Origin of the sequence: Pseudomonas sp. DCB_AW, from assembly GCF_026240895.1 — a bacterium.
Lineage (GTDB): Bacteria > Pseudomonadota > Gammaproteobacteria > Pseudomonadales > Pseudomonadaceae > Aquipseudomonas > Aquipseudomonas kermanshahensis.
Map to the genome: position 1 here is coordinate 47,053 of NZ_JAPFCE010000008.1, position 22,534 is coordinate 69,586.

General features: G+C 62.7%; 20 protein-coding genes. 12 read left to right on the forward strand and 8 right to left on the reverse strand.

Annotated elements, in window-relative coordinates:
- Positions 1–7: 7 nt before the first annotated feature.
- Positions 8–616, reverse strand: coding sequence for a YqiA/YcfP family alpha/beta fold hydrolase (locus OO306_RS07715; RefSeq protein ID WP_265968235.1), 609 nt, complete (start codon positions 614–616; stop codon positions 8–10).
- 511 nt (positions 617–1,127) lie between these two features.
- Here OO306_RS07715 and OO306_RS07720 point away from each other — a divergent pair.
- The 9 genes from OO306_RS07720 to OO306_RS07760 all read left to right on the forward strand — a co-directional run bounded on the left by OO306_RS07720 (position 1,128) and on the right by OO306_RS07760 (position 11,718).
- Positions 1,128–2,393, forward strand: coding sequence for a cystathionine gamma-synthase family protein (locus OO306_RS07720; RefSeq protein ID WP_265968236.1), 1,266 nt, complete (start codon positions 1,128–1,130; stop codon positions 2,391–2,393).
- Between the two features lie 124 nt (positions 2,394–2,517).
- The gene (locus tag OO306_RS07725) at positions 2,518–3,957 is read left to right on the forward strand and encodes an amino acid permease (RefSeq protein WP_027596346.1); all 1,440 of its coding nucleotides are present in this window, start codon (positions 2,518–2,520) and stop codon (positions 3,955–3,957) included.
- A 49-nt stretch (positions 3,958–4,006) separates the two neighbouring features.
- A complete protein-coding gene (locus OO306_RS07730) occupies positions 4,007–4,897 on the forward strand; it encodes a LysR substrate-binding domain-containing protein (protein ID WP_027596347.1) in 891 nt (296 codons plus the stop codon).
- A gap of 15 nt (positions 4,898–4,912) precedes the next feature.
- Positions 4,913–6,301, forward strand: coding sequence for a threonine synthase (gene thrC, locus OO306_RS07735; RefSeq protein ID WP_265968237.1), 1,389 nt, complete (start codon positions 4,913–4,915; stop codon positions 6,299–6,301).
- A complete protein-coding gene (locus tag OO306_RS07740; protein ID WP_027596349.1) occupies positions 6,298–6,735 on the forward strand; it encodes an Lrp/AsnC family transcriptional regulator in 438 nt (145 codons plus the stop codon). Before thrC ends, OO306_RS07740 begins: the two co-directional genes overlap by 4 nt.
- A 201-nt stretch (positions 6,736–6,936) precedes the next feature.
- Positions 6,937–7,977 (forward strand): homoserine dehydrogenase, encoded by a 1,041-nt coding sequence (locus OO306_RS07745; RefSeq protein WP_265968238.1) that lies wholly within the window; start codon positions 6,937–6,939, stop codon positions 7,975–7,977.
- Positions 7,978–7,987: 10 nt separating this feature from the next.
- Positions 7,988–9,406, forward strand: coding sequence for an aldehyde dehydrogenase family protein (locus OO306_RS07750; protein WP_265968240.1), 1,419 nt, complete (start codon positions 7,988–7,990; stop codon positions 9,404–9,406).
- 360 nt (positions 9,407–9,766) lie between these two features.
- A complete protein-coding gene (solA, locus tag OO306_RS07755) occupies positions 9,767–10,942 on the forward strand; it encodes an N-methyl-L-tryptophan oxidase (protein WP_265968242.1) in 1,176 nt (391 codons plus the stop codon).
- Positions 10,939–11,718 (forward strand): MetQ/NlpA family ABC transporter substrate-binding protein, encoded by a 780-nt coding sequence (locus OO306_RS07760; RefSeq protein ID WP_186682440.1) that lies wholly within the window; start codon positions 10,939–10,941, stop codon positions 11,716–11,718. The genes solA and OO306_RS07760 overlap by 4 nt, the downstream gene beginning before the upstream one ends.
- 24 nt (positions 11,719–11,742) lie before the next feature.
- Here the strand turns inward: OO306_RS07760 and OO306_RS07765 are convergent, their stop codons facing one another.
- Positions 11,743–12,150 carry a cytochrome c gene (locus tag OO306_RS07765; RefSeq protein ID WP_265968300.1) on the reverse strand — a complete coding sequence of 136 codons (408 nt, stop codon included), beginning with the start codon at positions 12,148–12,150 and terminating at the stop codon, positions 11,743–11,745.
- Positions 12,151–12,404: 254 nt separating this feature from the next.
- A complete protein-coding gene (locus tag OO306_RS07770; RefSeq protein ID WP_027596354.1) occupies positions 12,405–12,653 on the reverse strand; it encodes a CsbD family protein in 249 nt (82 codons plus the stop codon).
- A 393-nt stretch (positions 12,654–13,046) separates the two neighbouring features.
- Here OO306_RS07770 and OO306_RS07775 point away from each other — a divergent pair, with 393 nt between their 5' ends.
- Both OO306_RS07775 and OO306_RS07780 read left to right on the forward strand, forming a co-directional pair.
- Positions 13,047–14,438: an FAD-binding oxidoreductase gene (locus OO306_RS07775; protein ID WP_202883856.1), complete on the forward strand. Its 1,392-nt coding sequence runs from the start codon at positions 13,047–13,049 to the stop codon at positions 14,436–14,438.
- 81 nt (positions 14,439–14,519) lie between these two features.
- Entirely contained in the window at positions 14,520–15,017 is a 498-nt protein-coding gene (locus OO306_RS07780; RefSeq protein ID WP_033694339.1) for a RidA family protein, read from the forward strand.
- 57 nt (positions 15,018–15,074) lie between these two features.
- Here the strand turns inward: OO306_RS07780 and OO306_RS07785 are convergent, their stop codons facing one another.
- Genes OO306_RS07785 through OO306_RS07800 form a run of 4 tightly spaced genes read right to left on the reverse strand, consistent with a single transcriptional unit; the run spans position 15,075 to position 19,797 of the window.
- Positions 15,075–16,376 (reverse strand): MFS transporter, encoded by a 1,302-nt coding sequence (locus OO306_RS07785; RefSeq protein WP_186682436.1) that lies wholly within the window; start codon positions 16,374–16,376, stop codon positions 15,075–15,077.
- A gap of 32 nt (positions 16,377–16,408) precedes the next feature.
- Positions 16,409–17,659 carry an OprD family porin gene (locus OO306_RS07790; protein WP_265968243.1) on the reverse strand — a complete coding sequence of 417 codons (1,251 nt, stop codon included), beginning with the start codon at positions 17,657–17,659 and terminating at the stop codon, positions 16,409–16,411.
- 46 nt (positions 17,660–17,705) lie between these two features.
- Entirely contained in the window at positions 17,706–18,815 is a 1,110-nt protein-coding gene (locus OO306_RS07795; protein ID WP_238211427.1) for an aromatic ring-hydroxylating dioxygenase subunit alpha, read from the reverse strand.
- 31 nt (positions 18,816–18,846) lie between these two features.
- Entirely contained in the window at positions 18,847–19,797 is a 951-nt protein-coding gene (locus tag OO306_RS07800; RefSeq protein WP_265968244.1) for a PDR/VanB family oxidoreductase, read from the reverse strand.
- 174 nt (positions 19,798–19,971) lie between these two features.
- Between OO306_RS07800 and OO306_RS07805 the strand changes: the two genes are divergently transcribed.
- The gene (locus OO306_RS07805) at positions 19,972–20,733 is read left to right on the forward strand and encodes a LuxR C-terminal-related transcriptional regulator (RefSeq protein ID WP_265968245.1); all 762 of its coding nucleotides are present in this window, start codon (positions 19,972–19,974) and stop codon (positions 20,731–20,733) included.
- Positions 20,734–20,774: 41 nt separating this feature from the next.
- On the opposite strand, the gene OO306_RS07810 is transcribed toward OO306_RS07805, so the two are convergent.
- Positions 20,775–22,466: an NAD(P)H dependent flavin oxidoreductase family protein gene (locus tag OO306_RS07810; protein WP_265968246.1), complete on the reverse strand. Its 1,692-nt coding sequence runs from the start codon at positions 22,464–22,466 to the stop codon at positions 20,775–20,777.
- Between the last annotated feature and the right edge of the window lie 68 nt (positions 22,467–22,534).

Below are 22,534 nucleotides of genomic sequence, written 5' to 3' on the forward strand. Positions count from 1 at the left end.
ACAAAGCTCAGAGCACGGAAAAGTCGAGCGCCGCATACGCGCCCGGGGCAATCCCGGCAAAGGCCAGCAGTGCCGGCAGGCGCTCGACAAAGCCCTGGAAGCTGTGGTCGCCGCCGGCCTGGATGCGCAATGCACACGCTCGGTAATAGCGCTCGGCGTGGCGATAATCCAGGGTTTCGTCAGCGGTCTGCAACCACACTTGGTAGCGGTTGGCATCCTCGGGGGCTGGCACTTCCAGCTCGGCCAGGGCCTGCACGTGATCGTGGGTCAGCTCCCAGGCCTCATCGGTGTAGAGGTTGCGCTGGGTGCCCAGGTAGCCATCGAACAACCGGTGGGGTGCCACCGCTGGGTTGATCAGCAAGGCCTTGAGGCCGTGGCGCTCTGCCAGATAGGTGGCATAGTAGCCGCCGAGCGAACTGCCGACCAGCAAGGGCGCACCCAGTTCGGCGATGGCGCCCTGCAATTGGGCGATGGCCCGGCGTGGGTGATGGTGCAACGCCGGCACACGCAATTGGTCGGACAAGCCCAACTGCTGCATGACTGCCTCGAGCTGGCGCGCCTTCTTGGACAGCGGCGAGCTGTTGAAGCCATGGATATAGAGGATGGAACCCGACATGCTGCCCCCGGAATCTGCGGCTTCGCGCCCTTGTTGCGGGCGCAGGGACGCGCAGTGTAGCGCGTTCGCCGGGTTTTGACGCAGTGAGGGGGATTTCGCAACACTTTCTTCAGGCACTTGCGGGCATTCAAGGGGCGCTTTCCGTGTAGGAGCAGCCTTGTGCTGCGAAGAGGCCGGTGGCAAGAACCAAGATCGGCGTTTTCCAAACCGCAGGTCACGTGCAGTGGCGCTGCGCCCCAAATCTGTGTAGGAGCAGCCTTGCGCTGCGAAGAGGCCGGTGAAAACACAACAATGTTCGTTGCTATCACTGGCCTCTTCGCAGCACAAGGCTGCTCCTACCGGGTAATGCGTAAAACCCGGATGGCTTGCCCGGCGCAGGCGGCTTGGTAAGCCATTAAAATAAGCGCCCCTTAGGGCCCAATTGCATCGTTTTTCATGGGCGCAGGTGCGCTCTATAGTCCTCGCAGACCAGTCGAAACACCGCCGTGTTTCATCGATGCGAGACAATGACATGAATAACCAAGCAAAGGTCGCTAACGGCGTGCAGCCGGGTATCGAGACGCGGGTGGTGTGGGAAGGGGAACAAGTCAAGCACCCCTTCAATGCCACCCAAACCCCGATCATCGCCAGTGCCGCCTATGGCTATCAGGATATCGACGCCTGGTACGACATCGCGCTGGGCAAGCAACCGGGCTTCATCTACAGCCGCATGAGCAACCCGACGGTTGCGGTCCTCGAGGACAAACTCTGTGCACTGGAACACGCCGAGTCGGCCGTGGCCTTCAGCACCGGTATGGCGGCCATCAGCGGTGTGCTGCATACCTTCCTGTGCAACGGCAAACGCGTGGTCTCGACCCGCGACAGCTACGGCGGCACCAACAAGATATTCGAAGAATTCCTCCCCCGTCAGGGCGTCGAAGTGACGCTGTGCGACACCCTCGACACCGACGCCATGGAGCGTGAAATCGCCCGGGGTTGCGATGTGGTCTACCTGGAGACCCCGAGCAACCCGACGCTGAAAATCCTCGACATCCGCCGCTTGGTGGCCGCAGCAAAGCGTGTGGGCGCCTTGGTCGTTGCCGACAACACCTTCGCCACGCCGCTGAACCAGAACCCGCTGCTGCTGGGCGTCGATGTGGTAGTGCACAGTGCGACCAAGTTCCTTTCCGGCCATGGCGATGTGCTGGGCGGGGTGGTCTGCGGCAGCGAAGCCTTGATGGCGCAGGTGCGTCACTACCGCGAAATCAACGGCGCTTCACTGGACCCGTTTTCCGCGTACCTGATCATTCGCGGCATCAAGACCCTGGCACTGCGCCTGCGCCAGCAGCAGGCCAGCGCCCAGGCTCTGGCTGAGTACCTGTGCAGCGAGCCGTTGGTCGAGTCGGTCAACTACCCCGGGTTGCCTGGGCACCCAGGCCACGCGATCGCCAGTGCGCAGATGCGCGGCTTTGGCGCCATCGTCAGTTTCGTGCTGGTAGGCGGGATGGACACCGTCGTCAAGTTGCTGCCCAAGCTGCGCTACGCCCACCGCGCCGGCAACCTGGGTGCGGTGGAAACCATCTACGGGCCGGCACGGACAACCAGCCACGTGGAAAACACCCTGGAAGAGCGCCAGGCACTGGGCATCTCAGAAGGCCTGGTGCGGGTGTCGGTCGGCATCGAGGATACCGCCGACCTGCTGGAAGACCTGCGCCAGGCGTTCGCCGCTGTGCAGGTCGAACGCGCGCAGGGGCAGGGCAGCGACACCTGTGGCCGGCACGTCGAAGTGTCGACCTGAGGCGTCGGGCACGCCCTTCATGATTCATGAAAGCCATAACAATAACAGCCGCTGACACAGCGACGGTGGCGGCCTCAGGGCCACCTGCCGGCTGCTGTGCCAGCCACTTCATGAGAACTCAACTATGTCCACCGAACACTCAAACGCGGCGTCGGGCCACCCGGCCGGGTACAAGAAAGAGATGCACACGCGCCACATCGTCATGCTGGCGCTGGGCGGCGTGATCGGCACTGGCCTGTTTCTGACGTCAGGCTACACGGTCAACCAGGCCGGGCCCTTGGGCGCGGTCATCGCCTATATCGTCGGCGCGGTCATGGTCTACCTGGTAATGGTCTGCCTGGGTGAACTGGCGGTGCAGATGCCCGAAACTGGCTCGTTCAGCAGTTATGCAACCCGCTATTTGGGGCCTGGCACCGGGTACACGGTGGCCTGGCTGTACTGGTTGACCTGGACGGTGGCGATCGGCTCGGAGTTCACCGCGGCGGGTATCCTGATGGTGCGCTGGTTCCCCGACACGCCGGTGTGGATCTGGAGCGCGTTGTTCGCGATCACGGTACTGGTCAGCAACGTGGTGTCGGTACGCCTGTTTGCCGAGACCGAATTCTGGCTGTCGCTGGTCAAGGTGCTGACGGTGATCGCCTTCATCGCCATCGGCGGGGCGGCGATTTTTGGCCTGCTCGATGTGCAGCACGTGCAGGGCATCGGGCTGTCCAACTTCACCCGCGAAGGCTTATTCCCGACCGGCTTGCTGCCGATCGCAATGACGTTGCTGGCGGTGTCGTTCGCCTTCTCCGGCACCGAACTCATCGGCATTGCCGCCGGTGAGGCAAAAGACCCACAGGACAGCGTGCCCAAGGCAATACGTACTACGGTAGTACGATTGGCGCTGTTCTTCGTCGGCACCATCATCGTCCTGGCCACCTTGCTGCCGCGTGAACAGGCAGGCCTGGTCGAAAGCCCGTTCGTCATGGTCTTCGACCTGATCGGCATTCCGTACTCGGCAGACATCATGAACTTCGTGATCCTCACCGCGCTGCTGTCGGCCGCCAACTCCGGGTTGTACGCGGCCTCGCGGATGCTGTGGACGCTCAGTGACCAGGGCCATATGCCCAAGTGCTTCGCCCGCCTGTCGCCACGCGGCACGCCGGTCAACGCCATCATGCTGAGCATGGCCGGCGCCGCGGCGTCGTTGCTCAGCAGCGTGCTGGCGCCAGACACGGTGTACTTGGCGCTGGTGTCGATTTCCGGCCTGGCGGTGGTGGTGGTGTGGATGAGCATCGCCGCCAGCCAGATGGCCTTCCGCCGGCACTATGTGGCCAATGGCGGCCGGGTCGAAGACCTGCACTTCAGGGTGCGCGGCTACCCGTGGGTGCCGCTGGGCGCGATTGCCTGTTGCGTGCTGGCGTGTGTCGGCATTGCCTTCGACCCGGAGCAGCGTGTTGCCCTGTATTTCGGCATCCCGTTCATTGCCTGGTGCTACTTCGTCTACTGGGTGACCCGCAACAAACGTGCACAGCGCCTGGCGGCTGCGGCATCGGCAGGCGCGGGTGTTGGCGCGACCTGAACAAACCGGTTCATGATGCACGGATTCAACTGTGAACGAGGTCGTGTCGATGAAGCAAAAATCCCTGCCGCCGCTCAACTGGCTGCGGTCGTTCGAAGTGTCGGCACGCGCCTTGAACTTTACCCACGCGGCGGAGGAACTGCACCTGACCCAAGGCGCGGTAAGCCAGCAGATTCGGCAACTCGAAAGCCACCTGGGCGTGGCCTTGTTCAAGCGCTTGCCCAGGGGCCTGGGCCTGACCGAAGAAGGGCAGTCGTACTTGCCGGTGGTGCAGGATGCGATCAGCCGCCTGGCGGTGGGCACCAACGAGATTTTCGGCCAGCACAAGCGCGGCCCCGTGAAGGTGCGTGGCAGCCTGTCGTTTCTGCAGTACTGGCTTGCCCCGCGGCTGCCGGACTTCAGCCGCCAGCACCCGCACATCGATATCCGCTACATCAGCAACCTCTGGGTCAAGGCGCCCGATGGCGAGGACGACCTTGAAGTGCGCTGGGGCAATGGCGAATGGCCCGGCCTGCATGCCCAACGCTTGACCTGGGACGTGTTGGTGCCGGTGTGTTCGCCGGCACTGATGGCGCGCTCGGCCATTCGCGAACCACGCGACCTCAGGCACCACCCGCTGCTGCATGTGCTGGGCTATGAAGAGGGCTGGGGGTATTGGCTCAAGCGGGTGGGCGCGGACGATGTCGATTATTCGCGCGGGCTGCAGTTCGACACCCTGGTGTCCACCATCCGCATGGCCGAGCTGGGGCAGGGGGTGGCGCTGGCGCGGTCCTCGGTGGTCGAGGACCTGCTCAGGGACGGCCAACTGGTCGCGCCGTTCAGCCAGCGCATCGAAGCGAGCGAGTCGTTTTACCTGGTACGCGAGCAGGGCCGCCCATTGCCGCCCGATGCCGCGCTGTTTTCTTCCTGGCTGGTGGCACACGCGCACCGGCCTTTGTAACCCTGTGGAGTTTTCATGCACTACGTAAGTACCCGCAACGGTGATGTACGGGCGGACTTCCGTGAGGTGGTGCTGTCGGGGCCTGCCGCTGATGGCGGGCTGTATGTGCCAGCACACTTACCGGTGATCAGCCCGGAGGAGATTGCCAGTTGGTCATGGCTGCCGTTCGATGAGCTGGTCTGGCGGGTGATCGCGCCTTTTGTCGGCGATGCCATCGATGATCAAGCCTTGCGGGCGCTGCTCAGCGACAGCTACAAGGCCTTCAGCCATCGTGCCATCACGCCGCTGCAGCAGATTGGCCATAACGAATGGATCCTGCAGCTGTTTCATGGCCCTACCCACACCTCGAAGGACTTTGCCGCACAGCTTCAGGCGCGGCTGGTCAGCCACTTTCTCGAGCAGTCGGACGAAGCGGCGTTGGTGGTCGGTGCCACCAATGGCGATACCGGCATTGCCGCCATCCAAGCCTTCGCTTCCAGGCCGAAGGTGCGCCTGGCGATTCTCTACCCCCGCAACGAGATCCCGGCAGACCGCCTGGCCGCCTTGCAGGCGGGTGACCCTGCCAGTGTTCAGCTGATACCCGTCGATGGCAGTTTCGATGACTGCCAGACCCTGGTGGCGCGGCTGTTCCGTGCCTGGCCGCTGGAAGGGTTGATACCGGTGTGTTTCAACTCCACCAACTGGGTCGGGGTACTTGCCCAGATCGTGTTCTACTTCCACGCGGCGCTGCAACTGGGGGGCGGCACCCGCCCGGTCGGGTTCAGTGTGCCCGCAGCGAGTTTCGCAGAGATCTACGCCGGCTTCATTGCGCAGAAAATGGGCCTGCCGATCAACCAGGTGATCGTGTCGACCAACAGCAACGATGCCCTCCACCGGTTTCTGCACCGCAATCGCTACGCGCCGCACGCCAGTCAGCGCACATTGTCACCGGCCATGGACTTCTCGCTCTATTCGAACCTGGAGCGCTTCATCTGGGAGCTGTACGGGCGCAGTGGCAGCAGCGTTGCGGCACTGATGGCGCAGTTCGAGGCTTGCGGTGAATTAAGCATCGGCAATGCGCAATGGCTTCAGGCGCGGGTGTTGTTCGACTCTTATGCGGTGGATGAGGCCGAGGTGCGCCGCGAAGTCATCAAGCTGCGCACGCAAGCCGCAGCGCTGGTCGACCCGCACACGGCTGTCGGCGCGCTGGCCGGCCGCATGCATCGACGCAGCCTCGGCGCACCGATGGTGACCCTGGGCCAGATTGCGCCGGCCAAGTCGGCTGCGCTGTTGGCGCAGTTGGGCGTGTGGGAGGGTGAGCTTGCACCGCAGCCCGTGGTGCAGGACGGGCCGCCAGCCTTGTGCAGAGGGGACCTTGATGGCTTGTGCCAGGCCCTGCTGGCAGCGCAGTCGAGGCCGGCATGAAACGCATCCTCGACCCGCTGGACGAGCGCATTCTCGCCGAATTGACTGCCAATGCGCGGATCGCCCATGCCGAACTCGGGGCCAAGGTCAACCTCTCGCGCAATGCGGTGCGCCAGCGTATCGAACGGCTTGAGCGCGATGGCGCGATACAGGGCTACACCGTTCGGCTGGGGGATTCCCGCCGCCCTTCATCGTTGATCAGCGCGGCGATTTTCGTCTATCGCTACGACCGCATGCGCGGTGACGACGTGCTGGCCAAATTGCGCACTCTCCCTGAAGTGATCCAGTGCGAAGTGCTCAGTGGCGAGTTCGACTTGATGCTGAGGGTTGCTGCGGCGACCCCGGAACGGGTCCACGCCGTCTGGAAAGAAATCGCCGGCATGCCGGGTGTTGAAAACACCGTTACCTCGTTTGTTCTCTCCGCTGTCTTCTAACCCCCATTCTCCCCTGCGCGTGCCCCTTTCTGTAGGAGCGGCCTTGTGTCGCGAAAGGGCTGCAGAGCAGCCCCCGCAATTCAGGCGGCCATTTCGCGTGTGGGCAGAACGCCCAATAAATACGGCACTTTGGCCTATTCAACTGCCCGTAACCGGCTCGTACGCTAGGCCCATCAAACAACAGCAAAAAGGAATGCCTTCGTGACTGAATACAACATTGCCCTGGTCGGTTTTGGCGGTGTCAACAGAGGCCTGGCCCAGTTGATCGCAACGCATAATGACAGCTGGCAGGCCACCCTCGGCTTCAGCCTGAAGATCGTCGGCGTCACCGACCTGTTCCTCGGTTCGGTGGTCGACCGCAATGGCCTGGACGCTGCCGCGCTGGCAGCCTTGCCCGCCGAAAAGGGCGCGCTCGCCCTGATTGCAGGGGGCACTGCCGAGGCGTTCAACGAGACCGTCATCAAGCAGTCCGGCGCGGACATCATCGCTGAGGCTACCTTCACCAACCCGGTCGATGGCGAGCCGGCGGCCACCTTCTGTCGCTGGGCGCTGGAGAGTGGCATCCATGTGGTGACCACCAATAAGGGGCCGATTGCATTGCACGGCGCCGAACTGAAGGCGCTGGCGCGCCGCCACAATGTCGCGTTCGAATACGAAGGCGCGGTCATGAGCGGCACCCCGGTGATCCGCCTGGCCAAGCAGGCCCTGGCAGGTTCGCAGATTCAAGGCTTTGAAGGCATTCTGAACGGCACCTCCAACTACGTCCTTACCCGCATGAAAGACGGCATGTCGTTCGCGGATGCGGTGGCCCAGGCGCAGCAACTGGGGTACGCAGAGGCCGACCCGACGGCGGACGTCGAAGGCTTTGACGTGCGCCTGAAGGTGGTGATCCTGGCCAACGAGTTGCTGGATGCGCGCTTGAACGTCAGCGACGTGATGTGCTCGGGCATCAGCGGCATCAGCGCGTCGGATATCGTCAAGGCGCAGGCCACGGGGCAGTGCTGGAAACTGATTGGCGCTGCCAGCAAGGGTGCTGACGGCACGGTGTCCGCGAGTGTCGAAGCGCGTCTGTTGCCGCTCGATCATCCGCTTGCCGGCATCAACGGCGCGGTCAATGCGGTGTCGTTCAATAGCGCGCTGCTGGGGGCGGTCACGGTGTCCGGGCCGGGCGCAGGGCGTATCGAAACCGCCTATGCCTTGCTCTCCGACATCATCGCCCTGCACACCACCCCGCGTCAGTAACGGAGCCTTTATGAGCGTATCTCGCATGGCCAGTGTTCACGCTGTAGCGCCGAGCCACATCGACGTGTTCAGCCCCTTCGACGGCCGTCTGGTGGGGCGTGTGCCCAATCTGGACGCCACGGCCGTGCCCGCCTTGCTGGCACGCGCACGGGCGGGGTGCCTTGAAAGTGCAGCGATGCCCCGGCACCGTCGCGCGCGCATTCTTGAAGAAGCGGCGCGGTTGGTCGAAGCCGATGCGGCTGCGTTCGCCAACTTGATCGTGGCCGAAGCCGGTAAAACCCTGCGTCAGGCCCAGAAGGAAGTGAAGCGCTGTGTGAACACGCTGAAGCTGTCCGCCGAAGAAGCCCGGCGCAATGCCGGGGAGGTGGTGCCGTTCGAAGCGTATGAAGGGTCCGAAGCCCGCCAAGGCTGGTTCAGCCGCGAACCGCTGGGCCTGATTGTCGCGATCACGCCCTACAACGATCCGCTGAACCTGGTGGCGCACAAGCTGGGCCCGGCGATTGCCGGGGGCAATGCGGTGATCCTAAAGCCGTCTGAGCTGGCGCCGTTGTCGGCGTTGAAACTGGTCGATTGCCTGGTGCAGGCCGGGCTTGGCGAAAACGTGGTGACCACGGCAACCGGTGGTGTCGAACTGGGCAAGGCGCTGGTCGAGTTGCGTGAGGTGCGCATGATTTCGTTCACCGGCGGTTTTGCCACCGGCGAATCGATCGCCCGCAGCGCAGGGCTCAAAAAGCTCGCCATGGACCTGGGCGGCAATGCGCCTGTACTGGTGCTGGAAGACTGCGACCTGGGGCCGACCGTGGAGTCCTGTGTCTCTGGGGCCTTCTGGGCGGCGGGGCAGAACTGCATCGGCACGCAACGGATTCTGGTGCAGCGCGCGGTGTACGAAGCCTTCCGCGAGCAGTTCGTCGCGCAATCCAAAGCTTTGCAGCTGGGTGACCCCGCCAGCCCGGACACGGATGTCGGCCCGATGGTTACCGAGCAGGCGGCCCGCCGTACCGAGCAACTGGTGGAAGAGGCGCTGGGGCAGGGGGCGACGCTGCTTTGCGGTCATCGCCGGCAAGGTGCTCTGTACGCACCTACGGTACTGGAAACGGTCAGCCACGACAGCCGTATCTGGCTGCAGGAAGTGTTCGCCCCCGTAGTAATCCTGGAGCCGTTCGACACCCTCGACCAGGCCGTTGCCCTGGCCAATGCCCCGGAATACAGCCTGCATGCAGGGGTATTCACCCGAGACCTGTCGACGGCGCTGAAGCTGGCGCGGCGGATCGAGGCCGGTGGCGTGATGATCAACGACTCCTCCGATTACCGCTTCGACGCCATGCCGTTTGGGGGCTTCAAGTACGGCAGCCTGGGCCGCGAAGGGGTGCGGTTTGCCTATGAGGACATGACCCAGCCCAAGGTGGTGTGCATCAACCACTTGGATTGAAGGCACCAAGGTCAAGACCATCCGCCCCTATCAATTGATTCAGGTGAGGCCTATGGGAGCAACTGTCTTGCGCAATGTCTAAAAATTGACGCACGTGGGAGCGGGCTTGCCCCGCGAACACCGGCGAAGCCGGTGCCATGCACCGCGTAGCCCCATTCGCGGGACAAGCCCGCTCCCACAGGGTCGTCACAAGGTCTGAGCCTGCGCAGTTACCTGTGGGGCAAGCCGGCTCCTGAAAGTCTGGACCCGCTCTGGCTCAGGCCTTCCAGAGAACACATAGGCATAACGATATACCCTTTAATTCTTTGTCTCCCGAGCCCGCCTGCTTTCAACTAGCGCCTTTTTGAGCGAGCGCTGCCCGTGGAGCACTGTGAAGTCATCGTCATCGGTCTGGGCGCCATGGGCGCCGCCACCGTGTATCAGTTGGCCAAGGCGGGTGTCGATGTGGTCGGTATCGACCGCTATCACCCCCCGCATACCCTTGGCTCAAGCCACGGCGATACACGCATCACCCGGCTTTCTGTAGGCGAGGGCGCGCAGTATGTGCCCATCGTCAAACGGGCCCAGCAGCTCTGGCGAGAACTGGAAGCGCTGTCCGGCGAGTCGTTGTTCGAACAGTCTGGCCTGCTCGCACTGACGTCCAGCCCCGACTTCGACCCCGACGATAAAAGCGACTTCACCCTGCGCACCATCGGGTTGGCCAAGGCCTATGGCATCGAACACGAAGTGCTCGATGCCAAGCAAATCCGCCAGCGCTTCCCACAATTCGCACACGTGCGCGATGACGCGATCGGCTACTTCGAGCCCGGTGGCGGTTTCGTGCGCCCCGAGCGCTGCATCGAGGTGCAGTTGCGCCTGGCAGCGCAGCACGGCGCCACATTGCACACCGGCGAAACGGTGACCGGCATCCGCTCGGATGAGCACGGCGTCACGGTTACCACCAACCTGCGCACGGTCAAGGCCGGCAAGCTGGTGTTCAGCGCCGGTAACTGGGCGGGCGGGTTGTTGGGTGAGCCCTTCGACCGGTTGCTGAGTGTCTACCGGCAAATGCTGTTCTGGTTTGAGCTTGAGCCGGGTGCAGGCCTGGAGGGCGCATCGCCCACGTTCATCCTCACCCATGGGCGCGGCGACAACAACATCAACTACGGCTTCCCTGCGCAGCCCGGCGAGGGCAGCTTGAAAATTGCCACGGCCCAGTACCACACGGCTTCGCAGCCCGACTTGCTGGACCGCAGTGTGTCTGCCGAACAAGCTCGCGCAATGTACGAGCAGCAAGTGCAAGGCCGTATTGCCGGGGTTACCGACAAAGTCCTCAAGTCGGCCGTGTGCGCTTACACCGTTACCCCGGACAGGCACTTCATCATCGACCAACACCCCACGCTCAAGCACACCCTGGTGGTGTCGGCCTGTTCTGGCCACGGTTTCAAACACTCGGCTGCCTTGGGCGAAGCCTTTGCACAGTGGTGCACCCGGGGCTCCACCGACCTTGACCTGTCCTCTTTCACCCTCAAACGATTCGAAGGAACACTCTCGTGAAGCGCATTGCACTTTCGCTTGCCCTGCTGGCGGCCACCCTCGGTACTGCACAGGCTGAAACGCTCAAGATCGCCGTGGTGCCCGTGCCTCACGCCGAAATCCTCGAGTTCCTCAAACCCGAATTGGCCAAGCAGGGGGTGGAGCTCGAGGTAAAGGTGTTCACTGACTACATCCAGCCAGACCGCCAGGTTGACGAGGGCCGACTGGACGCCAACTACTTCCAGAGCAAGCCTTACTACGAGGCGTACCAGAAAGACCGCCCGAGCAGCGATCAGGTACCGGTCGTGGCTGTGCACATCGAACCGTTCGGTGCCTATTCCAGCAAGATCAAATCGGTCGCCGAGCTGCAGGACGGCGCCACCGTCGCGATCCCCAACGACCCCACCAACTCCGGGAGGGCGCTGCTTTTGATCGCCAAGCAGGGGCTGATCACCCTCAAGGACCCGAGCAACATCATGGCAACCGCCGCCGACATCACCAGCAACCCCAAGCACCTGAAGTTCAAGGAGCTTGAAGCCGCCATGCTGCCGCGCGTACTGGGCCAGGTAGACATGGCGCTGATCAACGCCAACTACGCGCTGGAGGCCAAGCTGGTACCGCACAAGGATGCGCTGTTTATCGAAAGTGCTGAGTCGCCGTATGCCAACTACCTGTATGTGCGCCGGGACAAGGCCAACGACCCTGCGGTGCAAAAGCTGGGGGCGTTGCTGAACTCGCCGCAGGTGAAGGCGTTCATCCTCGATCGCTATCACGGTGATGTGGTGCCGGCGTTTTAAGTACGCTAGCCGGTGCGCTCAAGATCAACGGGTTCTTGAAATCACACCCGTCATGTATTGATTCAGATCGCGAAAATCCTGAACGCTCCAGGCGTGCGGCGGGATTTTCACACCGTTCTCCTGCAGCGTCTTTGGAATCAAGTTTCCATTTGGCCGAAGTATCACTGACGCCACAATAACGCCTGGGTAGTCGTTCAGGCGTTTCTTGAAGGCAGCCGTTGTAAGGTCAGGTGTGGGAGGGTTGCTTTTAGTGGCTAACGCCCCGGTTCCCTTGATATCTGCTCCGTGGCATACCGCACATCTTTGCAGGAAAAGGGTTTTACCATTGGCGTTTTCTGCGAAGGCGTGGGGTAGTTGCGTGAGCGAGAAAACCCCTAGTAAAACGAAGAACAGTTTTTTTGATGTCAGCTGGTATTTTTGTTGAGCAAGCATCCCACAGTGGTCCGACATTCTTTCTTCCTTGGGTGTCAGTCAGTTAGGGCCTAGGGGGCCGCTGCGATGGGCTGCACAGCAGCCCCAATTACAGCCGATGACGCTGTCATGTTTCAGTACCCCCATTCTGCGGCAATGCCGGTTACCACGATAGAGCGCCCGCGCATTGCTGAAATGGCGGGCCTTTTGATTAGGGGCTTAGTTGCCGTGGATACTTCATCAACCCAGGAAGCTGAACATCACGCGCTTGAACCTCAACGCCGCAACAGGCGGCTCAGAACTAACGTGATGGCTGCGCCAATGGCCAGCGCTGCGATGGGCTTCTCTTTCACAAAAGTAGAAACGTTGTTCAATGCGTCACCGTAGCTTTTAGTGAGTTGGCCAGCGACCTGGCGCCCATCACCCTCAGCTTCCAGGGCAGGGTCGTCAATCAGCCGACCCACCGCGCTTTGTGCTTTACCGGTTACCTGCTCTGCAACACCTTCAATCTGTTCACGTTTCATAAATGATCGAACCTTTCTAGTGAGTGGCAATGGTCTTGCTGCTCAGGCTTAGGGTGCAGGGTTAACCAATTAGTTCAAAGAAGCTGTGGCCGGCTAATTGCCAACGCGTGGACAGCGCCACTTACGCAGTCGCCACGTCGCCATATCAACTATTTATGTCCTTTGTGTGAAAGTTACGAAATACATGAAGTAAGTATTTGCCCCCAGCGATTCCTCCCGCAGTGCAGCATCACCAGAATAGCCGCCCTCAATTTGAACCGTCAGCCTCACACAATGGCCGCATAGTTGGCCAGGTGGGCTGTCGGCCTTGCATGCGCCCGTTGTTCGGGCTGATGTAACCGATACTGAATGCTAGGAAAGGAAAGTGTCATGGGAATGACCAGGCGTAAGTTTTTGATTGGCGGCGGCGTTGTGGCAGCTGCGGCAGGTGCGGGGATTCTTACCCCTATGCTGACGCGCGAGGGTCGGTTGATCCCCGGCAAACCGCGGTTCGGTTTTGTCGAAGGCACCGAGGGTGTGCTGCCCAAGCAAGCAGACGTGGTCGTCATCGGCGCGGGCATTCTCGGTCTTACCACCGCGATCAACCTGGTCGAGCGTGGCCTGTCGGTCGTCATCGTTGAGAAAGGTGATATTGCTGGCGAGCAGTCCTGCCGGTTCTATGGCCAGGTCATGACCTACAAGATGCCGGATGCGACCTTCCAGTTGCACCACCTTGCCAAGCAACGCTGGCGCGAAATGAATGCCAAGGTTGGTGCTGACACCAGCTACCGCACTCAAGGCCGTGTCGAAGTGCCTTTCGATGAAGAAGACCTGGAAGGCGTCAGAAAGTGGATCGACCTCAAAACCCGTGAGGTCGGCTCCGACATCCCCTTCAAGACCCGCATCATTCAAGGCACTGAACTTGAGCAGCGCCTGCGCGGTGCCTCGTCCAGCTGGAAGATCGCAGGCTTCGAGGAAGACTCGGGCAGCCTGGACGCCGAGCGTGCCTCGTACGTTATGGCCGAGTACGCCAAGAAAATGGGCGTGCGCATCTACACCCACTGCGCCGCGCGTGGGCTGGAAACCCAAGCAGGTGCCATCTCCGACGTGGTGACCGAGAAGGGCGCCATCAAGACCTCTCGCGTCGTCGTGGCCGGCGGTGCCTGGTCCAGGCTGTTCATGCAGAACCTGGGCGTCGATGTACCGACCTTGCCTGCCTACCAGTCCCAGCAGATCATCAGCGCGGCACCTCGTGCACCGGGCGGTAACGTTGCGTTGCCAGGGAACATCTACTTCCGCGAGCAGGCTGACGGCACCTACGCCACCTCGCCGCGCGTCGTGGTTGCGCCGGTGGTCAAAGAGTCCTTCATGTATGGCTACAAGTACCTGCCACTGCTGGCCATCCCGGACTTCCCGGTTCACGTCTCGCTCAACAAGCAGTTGATCGATTCGTTCCTTCAGCCAACCAGCTGGAAGCTGGATGAAGTGTCGCCGTTCGAGAAAAACAGGCTGATGACGGCGGCCCCTGATCTTCCAGAGCTCAATGCCTCGCTGGCAAAACTGAAGGTCGAATTCCCAGCCTTCGCCGAGTCGAAACTGATCGATCAGTGGAGCGGCGCCATGGCGATCGCCCCGGACGAAAACCCGATCATCTCGACCGTCAAAGAGTACTCTGGCCTGGTCATCAACACCGCGACCGGTTGGGGCATGACAGAAAGCCCGGTGTCTTCCGAGTTGACGGCCGACCTGCTGCTGGGCAAAGCCCCAGTGCTGGACCCAACACCGTTTAGCCTGTATCGATTCTAAACCCCGCTACGACAATGGAATGACCGTGCATGCCTCGTCGAGGCGTGCACATCACCCGTGGTAATCAACTAGGAGAAACACATGAAGGTCGCTTTCAAGACCGTTGCTGCATTGGCCCTGACAATTGCTGGTGCCGGGAGCGTTCATGCACAGGATGTCGTGCGCCACAGCGCAGGCAGTTTCCCCATTTCGGCAGCTGTCGAAGTACCCGCAGGCAAGACCGTCGTTTACCTGAGCGGCTCTGTTCCGTCGGCTATTCACCCAGAGGCAGCCAAGGATTCGCTGGAATCCTTCGGTGATACCAAAGCACAAACCATCAATGTGCTCGAGAACATCCAGAAGCAGCTCAAAGACCTCGGTCTGGGCCTGAAGGATGTGGTGAAGATGCAGGTATTCCTGGTAGGCGGCCCGGAGAACGGCGGCAAGATGGACTTCGACGGCTTTATGGCCGGCTACACCCAGTTCTTCGGCCCAGACGCCAAGCAGCCAGTCCTGCCTGCACGTTCCGCGTTCCAGATTGCAGGCTTGGCTCACCCAGCCTGGCGTGTTGAGATCGAAGTGACTGCAGTTCGTCCCTGAGAGGGATAGTTGCTGAAGGCTGGCGCGGCCTAGCCACGCCTGCCTGCGTACCTCGCCTCAGCGTGGGTTGACCACCGCAGCCGAGGTACGCAGCACCAGCAGCGCCCCCAAGGCGATCACCAGCGACAACAGGTACAGCGCCAGGCTGGCACTTTGCGTGTTGTCGCGCATCCAGCCGATCAGGTAAGGCGCCACGAAAGCGGCGACACTGCCCAGCGAGCTGATCAGCGCCAGCCCCGGCGCCAGTATCGGGCCGGCCAGATAAGCGGGTGGCAACTGCCAGAACATCGGCAGTGCGCTGCTGGCGCCCATGCCGGCAATGGCCAGGCCGGCCATGACCCATAGCGGTGACTGCGGCTGCAGGCCGGTCAGGGTCAAGCCCAACGCGCACATCAGAATCGGCACGCACAAGTGCCAGCGCCGCTCTTTGTGGTGGTCTGAAGAACGCCCCACGGCAATCATGAAGAAGCAGCCCGCCAGATAGGGCAGGGCACTGAGCAGGCCAACCTGGCTGTCGTGTGCAATCCCCGAGCCGTGGATCAGCGCAGGCATCCAGAAGGCCAGGGTGTTGACCGCCAGCATGACCGCGAAATAGATCGCCACCAGCAGCCAGACCTGGCCATTGGCAAAGATGCCGCGCCAGGAACTGATCTGTTTGCGCGCTTCTTCGCCGGCCAGCGTTTGCTGCAACGCCTGCTTCTGCGCGTCGCTGAGCCAGCGTGCGTCTTCGATGCGGTCGTCGAGCCGCGCCAGTATCACCAGGCCCAGCGCCACGACTGGCAGGCCTTCGATCAGGAACATCCACTGCCAGCCGCGCAGCCCGGCGGTGTCTTGCATGTGTTCGAGGATCCAGCCCGATACCGGGCCGCCGACTACGCCGGCCATGGGCACCGCCAGGGTGAACAGGGCCGTGATCGACGCCCTGCGCCCAGCCGGGAACCAGCGGTACAGGTAGACCAGAATGCCCGGAAAGAAACCGGCTTCGGCCACCCCGAGGCCGAAACGCAGGGCATAGAAACCCTGGGCGCTTTCAATCAGCAGCATGGCACTGGAGAGCAGCCCCCAGGTCACCATCATCAGGGCGATCCAGCGCCGCGGGCCGAGTTTGTCGAGCACCAGATTGGCCGGCACGCCAAACATCGCATAGGCGACGAAGAACAGCCCGGCCCCCAGGCCGTACACGGTGTCGGAGAATTGCAGGTCGTTGCTCATCTGCAGTTTGGCGAAGCCGATGTTGATGCGGTCCAGGTGGGCGAACACGTAGCTGATCAGCAGCAGCGGCATGATCCGCCAGCTGACCTGGCGGTGGGTGCTGGCAGTGCTCTGCGTGTGTTGCAGGGTCTCGAAGGTCTGGCTCATGGAAGTACCTCGAAGGGCAGGTGTAGGGGGATTCACCAGAGTTTCAGGGTGTAGCTGAGGATCAGCCGGTTCTCGTCCATGTCGCTGGCGTAACTGGAGCGATAGGCCGCGTTGCGCCAACGCAGGCTCAGGCCCTGGAAGTAGCCGGCCTGAATCACGTAGGCGAGGTCGGTGTCGCGTTCCCACTCATGGCCGTCGGCAGCGCTGGTGCGGATCTCGTCGCCCCGCACGTAGCGGGTCATGAAGCTCAGCCCGGGTAGCCCAAGGGCGACGAAGTTGTAGTCATAGCGGGCCTGCCAGGAGACCTCGCCGGCACTGGTGAAGGTGCCGATCGTGACCAGGTTGGCGGTGTACGGCGGGGTGTAGCCGTTCAGGGTGGGGAAGGCGTCATTGCCGTACATGCGCTGGTAGCCCACGCCAACCTTGTGCGCGCCAACACTGAAGGTGCTCATCATGTTGAAGTTGCGGTTGTCGACGCTGCCGGCCTTGGCAGTGCCGGCGCTGTTGCTGTCGAAGTAGCGCAGGTCGGTGAGCAGCGACATCCCTGGCCCCAGTGGCAGCGTGTGCACCAGGCCGTAGTAGTCTTGCCGGTAGACGTCGTGCAGTTCGCCGCGAAAGACGCTGGCGATCAAACCGTGGCCCACGTCATAGCTGGCGCCGAGTACATCGAAGGCGCCGCTGTCGAAGTCGGCGCTGCGCCCGGCCAGGTACATGCGGTCGCTGCCTGACGATTCGCGGGTGCGTGAGCGCCAGAGTTGCCCGGCGGTGAGGGTCAGCCGTTCGACGTCCTGCGACTGCAGCAGCGCGCCATCGAACGTCTGGGGCATCAGGCGCATGTCATCACGGAAGACCACGGGCAAGGTCGGGGTGAGGATGCCGACGTCGAGTCGGGTCTTGGCCACGCGCAGCTTGCCGGTAACCCCCATGTGGCTGAAGTCGTCCACCGGCCGGCCTGATTGCGAGCCAAAAGGCAGCGTGCCGTCGCCGCTGCGGCCACGCCCTGAGTCGAGCTTGACCCCCAGCAGGCCGAGATAATCCAGCCCGAACCCGACAGGCCCGTCGGTGAAACCCGACTGCATTCGGAGCATGAAGGCTTGCGACCAGTTGCCGACTTGCGAGGCCTTGGCACCGCTCTGGCGAAAATCGCGATTCTGGTAGAAGTTGCGCAGCTCCAGGCTGCCCTGGCTGTCGGCGACGAAGTCGGCGCGGGCATGCATTGGCAAACCCAGTGCTGCCAGCAGGGCCAGGCGCAGGCAGGTGATACCCCGTTCAGGCTTGAACATGTGTTGTCCCTTTTATTGTTGTTATGGACGGCGGCTTGCGCTGCCTTCAGCCGACCTTGCGGCTGGTGTGCAGGCGTTCGGCATCGGCACGTTTCTTAAGGTACATGCGGGTGGCGACCGCCGGCGCGTCACTGGCCACGGAAATCTCGTAGTGGTGGTCGTCACGGTCGTCGAGCGCGGCTTCCAGTGCCCCGAGCCCTTCGACGTCTTCGTTGAAGGCGGCGAACAGCTGCTCGTGCATGTAGTCGCCCAAGGCTTCGTCGTGTTGCGCAAAGTCGCGGCCATGGACGATGAAGTAGTGCAGGCTGTTGGCGGTTTCCGGGGTCAGGATGTGCGCGGTACGAATGTGAAACTGCTGGCGTTGCTCGGCCGGTTGCGCGCTGTCGTAGAAGGTCACGCTGACCCGGTGCAGGGCCGGGGAGAGAAACTCCGAGGTGGCAATGCGGGCTGCACTGGCACAGCCTTCCAGGCCTGTGGTCTTGCCCCAGACCGGTGACAGGGTGGTCGGTACCACTTCGCGGATCAGGGTGTAATGGCCTTCCTTGAGGTCCAGTTTGTACGGGGCACTGGCGTAGTCCGGGGTGCCGATAGTGTTGGCATGCAGGAAGCTCAGGTGGGTCAGGTCCATGAGGTTCTCATGCAGGCTGACGTAGTTGCCCGGGTGATGGAAATACCCGGAGGTGCAGGCCCAGGCCGGGTCGTCGATCCACGCCTGATGGGGGATTAGCGCCGGGTCGGCGAGGGCTTGCTCGCCCAGCCATATCCACAGCAGCGGCCCCTGGCGCACCAGCGGGTAGCGGCGTACGCCAATGCCGCGCGGGCAGTTTTTCTGGGACGGCACTTCGGTCAGGTCGCCGGCGGCGTCGTAGCGAAAACCGTGGTAGCCACAGACGATGGTGTCGCCTTGCAGGTGACTGCGCGAGAGTGGGAACGAGCGGTGCGCGCAGCGGTCTTCCAGGGCCACCGGTTCACCCGCTTCTGTGCGGTACATCACCACGCGGCGGCCGAGCAGGCGCCGGGCCAACAAATGCCGGCCGACTTCATCGTCGAAGGCGGCAACGTACCACTCGTTGTAGATGAATGGGGTTTCGCGGTTGGCCATCGGTTCGCTGGCCTTGCGCGCATGCGCGATGAGGTTGCTGCTTGGCAGTGACATGGGCTTGCTCCTTCAAGAAGGGTGGGGCGGTTCAGAGGTCCAGCACCAGGCTGTCGCCGAGGGCACGCGACACGCAGATCATCAGGCTGCGGCCTTCGGCCTTGTCGGCGTCCGAGAGGATCAGGTCACGGTGGTCTGGCACGCCTGCGCAGACGCGGGTTTCGCAACTGCCGCAGAGGCCGGCGCGGCACGAAAACGGCAACTCGATGCCATGGTGCTCGAGGGCTTCGAGGATCGTTTGCTGGGGCGCGACCCAGAGGCTGCGGTCGCTACGGCTCATGTGCACGGTGAAGCCGCTGTCACCCTCGGTGCTGGCCGGCGCGGCGTTGAAGCGTTCGATGTGCAGGCGTTCGGCGCGCGGCCCCGCAGCGGCTTGCAGGGCATCGAGCATTGGCGCCGGCCCGCAGGCGTACAGGTGCTCGTCGTCGCGCAGGGTGTCGAGCAGCCCAGCGGTATCCAGATGGCCGCCCGCTTCGTCGTTGAAGTGCAGGTGCACCCGCGCAGGGTCCAGTTCGCGCAACGTTTCATAGAACGCGGCGCGTTGCCGGTTGCGGGCGCAGTACACCAACCGCCAGTCTTTGTCGTGCGCCTGGCACCAACGCAGCATCGCCAGTATCGGGGTGATGCCGATGCCGCCTGCTACCAGGCAGTAACGTTGCAGGTGCTCGTCCAGCGGGAAATGGTTGCGGGGCAGGCTGCAGGCGAGGGTGTCGCCCAGGCGCAGTTGCTGATGCAGGAAGCGCGAGCCGCCGCGGCTGTCAGGCGCCAGGCCGACAGCGATCAGGTAGCGGTCGCGTTCATGGGGTGCATTGAGCAGTGAGTAGTGGCGTGGCAGGTCGCCGGCGACGCGGATTTCCAGGTGTGCACCCGCGCTGAAGGGCGGAAGCGCTCGGCCATCGGCGGCGCGCAGTTCGATCAGAACGACGTCCTTGGCTTCGGCTGCGTAGCGCGTGACGCGCAGGTCGAGGGGGTGGAGGTCCATGGGTGTTTGCGCTCATTGTCGTTGTCGGGGCAGCTTACGGACGAGCGTCTGGCAGGGCTGTCACCCGTGAGGTGGACAAGGACAATGATTGGCGGCAGACTGATAGTTAATAGGTTAACTATTTATCGGGCCCTGTTCGCTCGATCCAAAAACAATAAATAGCCGAGTGCCGCCATGATTCGTCTCAGCACCCCACAGGCATCGACCGTGCCCGCGGAAATACGCCCATTTAGCGACTTGACCCGTACGCTGGGGACGCCCGATTTTCCCGGTGCGTTGCTGGACTGCCTGGGCCAATGGGCGGCTTGCCAGCATTTTTCCGTGCTGCGCATGGACGGCGCGCGGCCGCAGCTACTGGCGGCCGGCACCCGCCACCCGGACACCAACCTGGTGCTGCGGTGCGGCCAGGCGTACATCGAGCACTACCATCGCTACGACCCGCTGTTCGAACCCTTGAAGGCGGCCCCTGGGCAAGTCGGCCACCTGGTCGCACAGGACATCCGCCACGGGCCCTACCGCGAGGCGATCTACCAGCGCAACGGCATGATCGAACGGTTGTCCAGTGTGTACCTGGACGAGCAGGCGCGCCCGGTGCAGTTCAACCTCTACCGCCACCACGACCAAGGCTATTTCAACGACCGTGAACTGCAGATGTGCGAAGCGCTCAGCCCGGCGTTGTTGCAGCTCTTGCGTGGGCACCTGGCGCTGAAAGCCCTGAACCCCGTCAAGGACCCTCGGCAGCAGCTGCTCCAGCGCTGCCCCGACCTGACAACGCAAGAGTTGAACATCTGCATCCGCCTGCTTCAGGGCATGACCCACGCCGGCATCGCCGCCGACCTGGGCATCAAGGAGAGCACGGTGAAAACCTACCGCAACCGGGCGTTTGACCGGCTTGGCATTCACTTTCGCAGTCAGTTGTTTGCCTTGTTTTCATGATGTTGGGTCAGGCTAATCGGGCAAGCTGAATCGGCATGTACTTATGACCTTTGTTCATTGATAAGTGGGCTGTTTTGGCCAACCAGAATGTCCTCGAAAAACGCCCCAACCGGCTCGGTGGGGTGGCACAGCTGAATCTCCAGCACCCACACCATCTCACTCGGCACGATGTCCAACTCGGCCAGTTTGTCCTGCCCGAACAGGGCATGTGGGAAGTCGGCAATGCGATGCCCGGCCAGGTTGCGCTCCAGCTGCCAGCCTTTGGCGAGGGCGCTGCGTTCGGCGAAGTCGTACAGCTCACGGCCGGTCAGCCCCGCGCACCAGGCTTGGCGCGTTTCTTCGAACACGTCGTGCAGGGCCTTGACGCAGGCGTGATACAGCGGGTGCTCGCCAAACACGAAGGTGTCGCCGTAGTCGCCTTCGTAGCCATCCCACACCGGGCCGAGGTCGACCACGGCGATGTCGCTGGCGCGCAGTTGGCGCTGTGGGTCGATGCCTTGGCGGGGTGTGCGCACGGTGTCGTCGCCAAAGCGGATATAGGTCGGGTGCCAGGTGTGCGACGCGCCCATCGCCTGCAACGTCTCGGCCGCCATCTGCAACGCCTCGGCAGTGGTCATGCCGACTTTCAGTTGGCTGACGATGGCTGCCAGGGCCCGCACCGATTGCTCGCGGGCTGCGAGCATGCCGTCCAACGAGTAACGTGGGCCGACTTTTTCCAGCACCGGGTCCAGCGTGTTCAGCGACGCAGCCGCCGGCGCCGATGCGCCGCTGGCAACGAAAGCCTCGGCGACAAAACGGTGAGCCTGCACGCCCGCTGCCAGGCACTGTTCGCGGGCCTTGGTGATCATCGCGCTGTTGCCGCAGGCATAGACCTGGGTATCGGCCCACCGGTGGGCATGGGTCAGCGCGACCTGCTGCACGCGGGCTTGGGCCGATAGCACGCGGTGCCAGCGAAAGTGTGGGTGGGCAAGGCTTGCCTGGTCGAGGAACGCGCCGTCATAGAAGTCGGCCAGCGATGAAGCGCCCCAATACAGCGTAACCGGGGCATGGCCCGCAAGCGCCGTCAGCAACAACGGCTTGATGCCGGCATAGCCCGTGCCGGTGGCGAACAGCACGACCGGGCGTTGTTCTTCGTGCTGCCAGGTGCAGGCGCCCACCGGCCCTTCCAACTTCAATGTATCGCCCACCTGCAGCGTGGGCAGCACGCGTTCGGTAAACAGCCCGCCGCTGACCTTGCGCATATGAAACACCAAGCGCCCCTGGTCCTGCGCTGGCAGGTTGGCGATGGAGAAACAGCGGCTGTCGCCATTGTCGAGGCAGAACCTGACGTATTGGCCGGCGCGCACTTCGAGAGGCTGGGTGGGCTGCAGCACCAGTTCGCTGATGTCGACACTCAGGGCGCGCTGGCTCAGCACATGGGCAGTGATGGCCAGCGTTGGCGTGTCCAGCGACCAGCCGGGGATTTCCAGGCGCATGTCACTGCAGGCATGGCTCTGGCACAGCAGCATCTCGTTGGCGGCCAGGGGGTAGCAGGGCGCGGGCATGTCTGCGCTGCGCTGCTTGTCCCGGTACTGGCCCGACACCACCTGGACCTTGCACGACCCGCAGGCCCCGCGGCGGCACGAGAAGGGCACCGACAGGCCGCTGGCGAGCATGGCGTCGAGCAGCAAGCCTTCTGCGGCTTCGAAGCGTTTGCCCGAGGGCGACAGTTCAATGACATGGCGTTGCTGCATACACACACCTCAGGGCTGAATTGGGGGCGAGAGAGGCCTGATTGTTGCGTTAGACTAGGACCATAAGA

Bases quoted from the DNA above. Each gene is read 5' to 3' on its own strand.
- OO306_RS07780 (WP_033694339.1), top strand. From the start codon at position 14,520: ATGAAGGTCGCTTTCAAGACCGTTGCTGCATTGGCCCTGACAATTGCT.
- OO306_RS07770 (WP_027596354.1), bottom strand. From the start codon at position 12,653: ATGAAACGTGAACAGATTGAAGGTGTTGCAGAGCAGGTAACCGGTAAA.
- OO306_RS07800 (WP_265968244.1), bottom strand. From the start codon at position 19,797: ATGGACCTCCACCCCCTCGACCTGCGCGTCACGCGCTACGCAGCCGAA.
- OO306_RS07805 (WP_265968245.1), top strand. From the start codon at position 19,972: ATGATTCGTCTCAGCACCCCACAGGCATCGACCGTGCCCGCGGAAATA.
- OO306_RS07725 (WP_027596346.1), top strand. From the start codon at position 2,518: ATGTCCACCGAACACTCAAACGCGGCGTCGGGCCACCCGGCCGGGTAC.
- OO306_RS07795 (WP_238211427.1), bottom strand. From the start codon at position 18,815: ATGTCACTGCCAAGCAGCAACCTCATCGCGCATGCGCGCAAGGCCAGC.
- OO306_RS07765 (WP_265968300.1), bottom strand. From the start codon at position 12,150: ATGCTTGCTCAACAAAAATACCAGCTGACATCAAAAAAACTGTTCTTC.
- OO306_RS07810 (WP_265968246.1), bottom strand. From the start codon at position 22,466: ATGCAGCAACGCCATGTCATTGAACTGTCGCCCTCGGGCAAACGCTTC.
- OO306_RS07730 (WP_027596347.1), top strand. From the start codon at position 4,007: ATGAAGCAAAAATCCCTGCCGCCGCTCAACTGGCTGCGGTCGTTCGAA.
- OO306_RS07750 (WP_265968240.1), top strand. From the start codon at position 7,988: ATGAGCGTATCTCGCATGGCCAGTGTTCACGCTGTAGCGCCGAGCCAC.
- OO306_RS07740 (WP_027596349.1), top strand. From the start codon at position 6,298: ATGAAACGCATCCTCGACCCGCTGGACGAGCGCATTCTCGCCGAATTG.
- OO306_RS07715 (WP_265968235.1), bottom strand. From the start codon at position 616: ATGTCGGGTTCCATCCTCTATATCCATGGCTTCAACAGCTCGCCGCTG.
- OO306_RS07785 (WP_186682436.1), bottom strand. From the start codon at position 16,376: ATGAGCCAGACCTTCGAGACCCTGCAACACACGCAGAGCACTGCCAGC.
- OO306_RS07720 (WP_265968236.1), top strand. From the start codon at position 1,128: ATGAATAACCAAGCAAAGGTCGCTAACGGCGTGCAGCCGGGTATCGAG.
- thrC (WP_265968237.1), top strand. From the start codon at position 4,913: ATGCACTACGTAAGTACCCGCAACGGTGATGTACGGGCGGACTTCCGT.
- OO306_RS07790 (WP_265968243.1), bottom strand. From the start codon at position 17,659: ATGTTCAAGCCTGAACGGGGTATCACCTGCCTGCGCCTGGCCCTGCTG.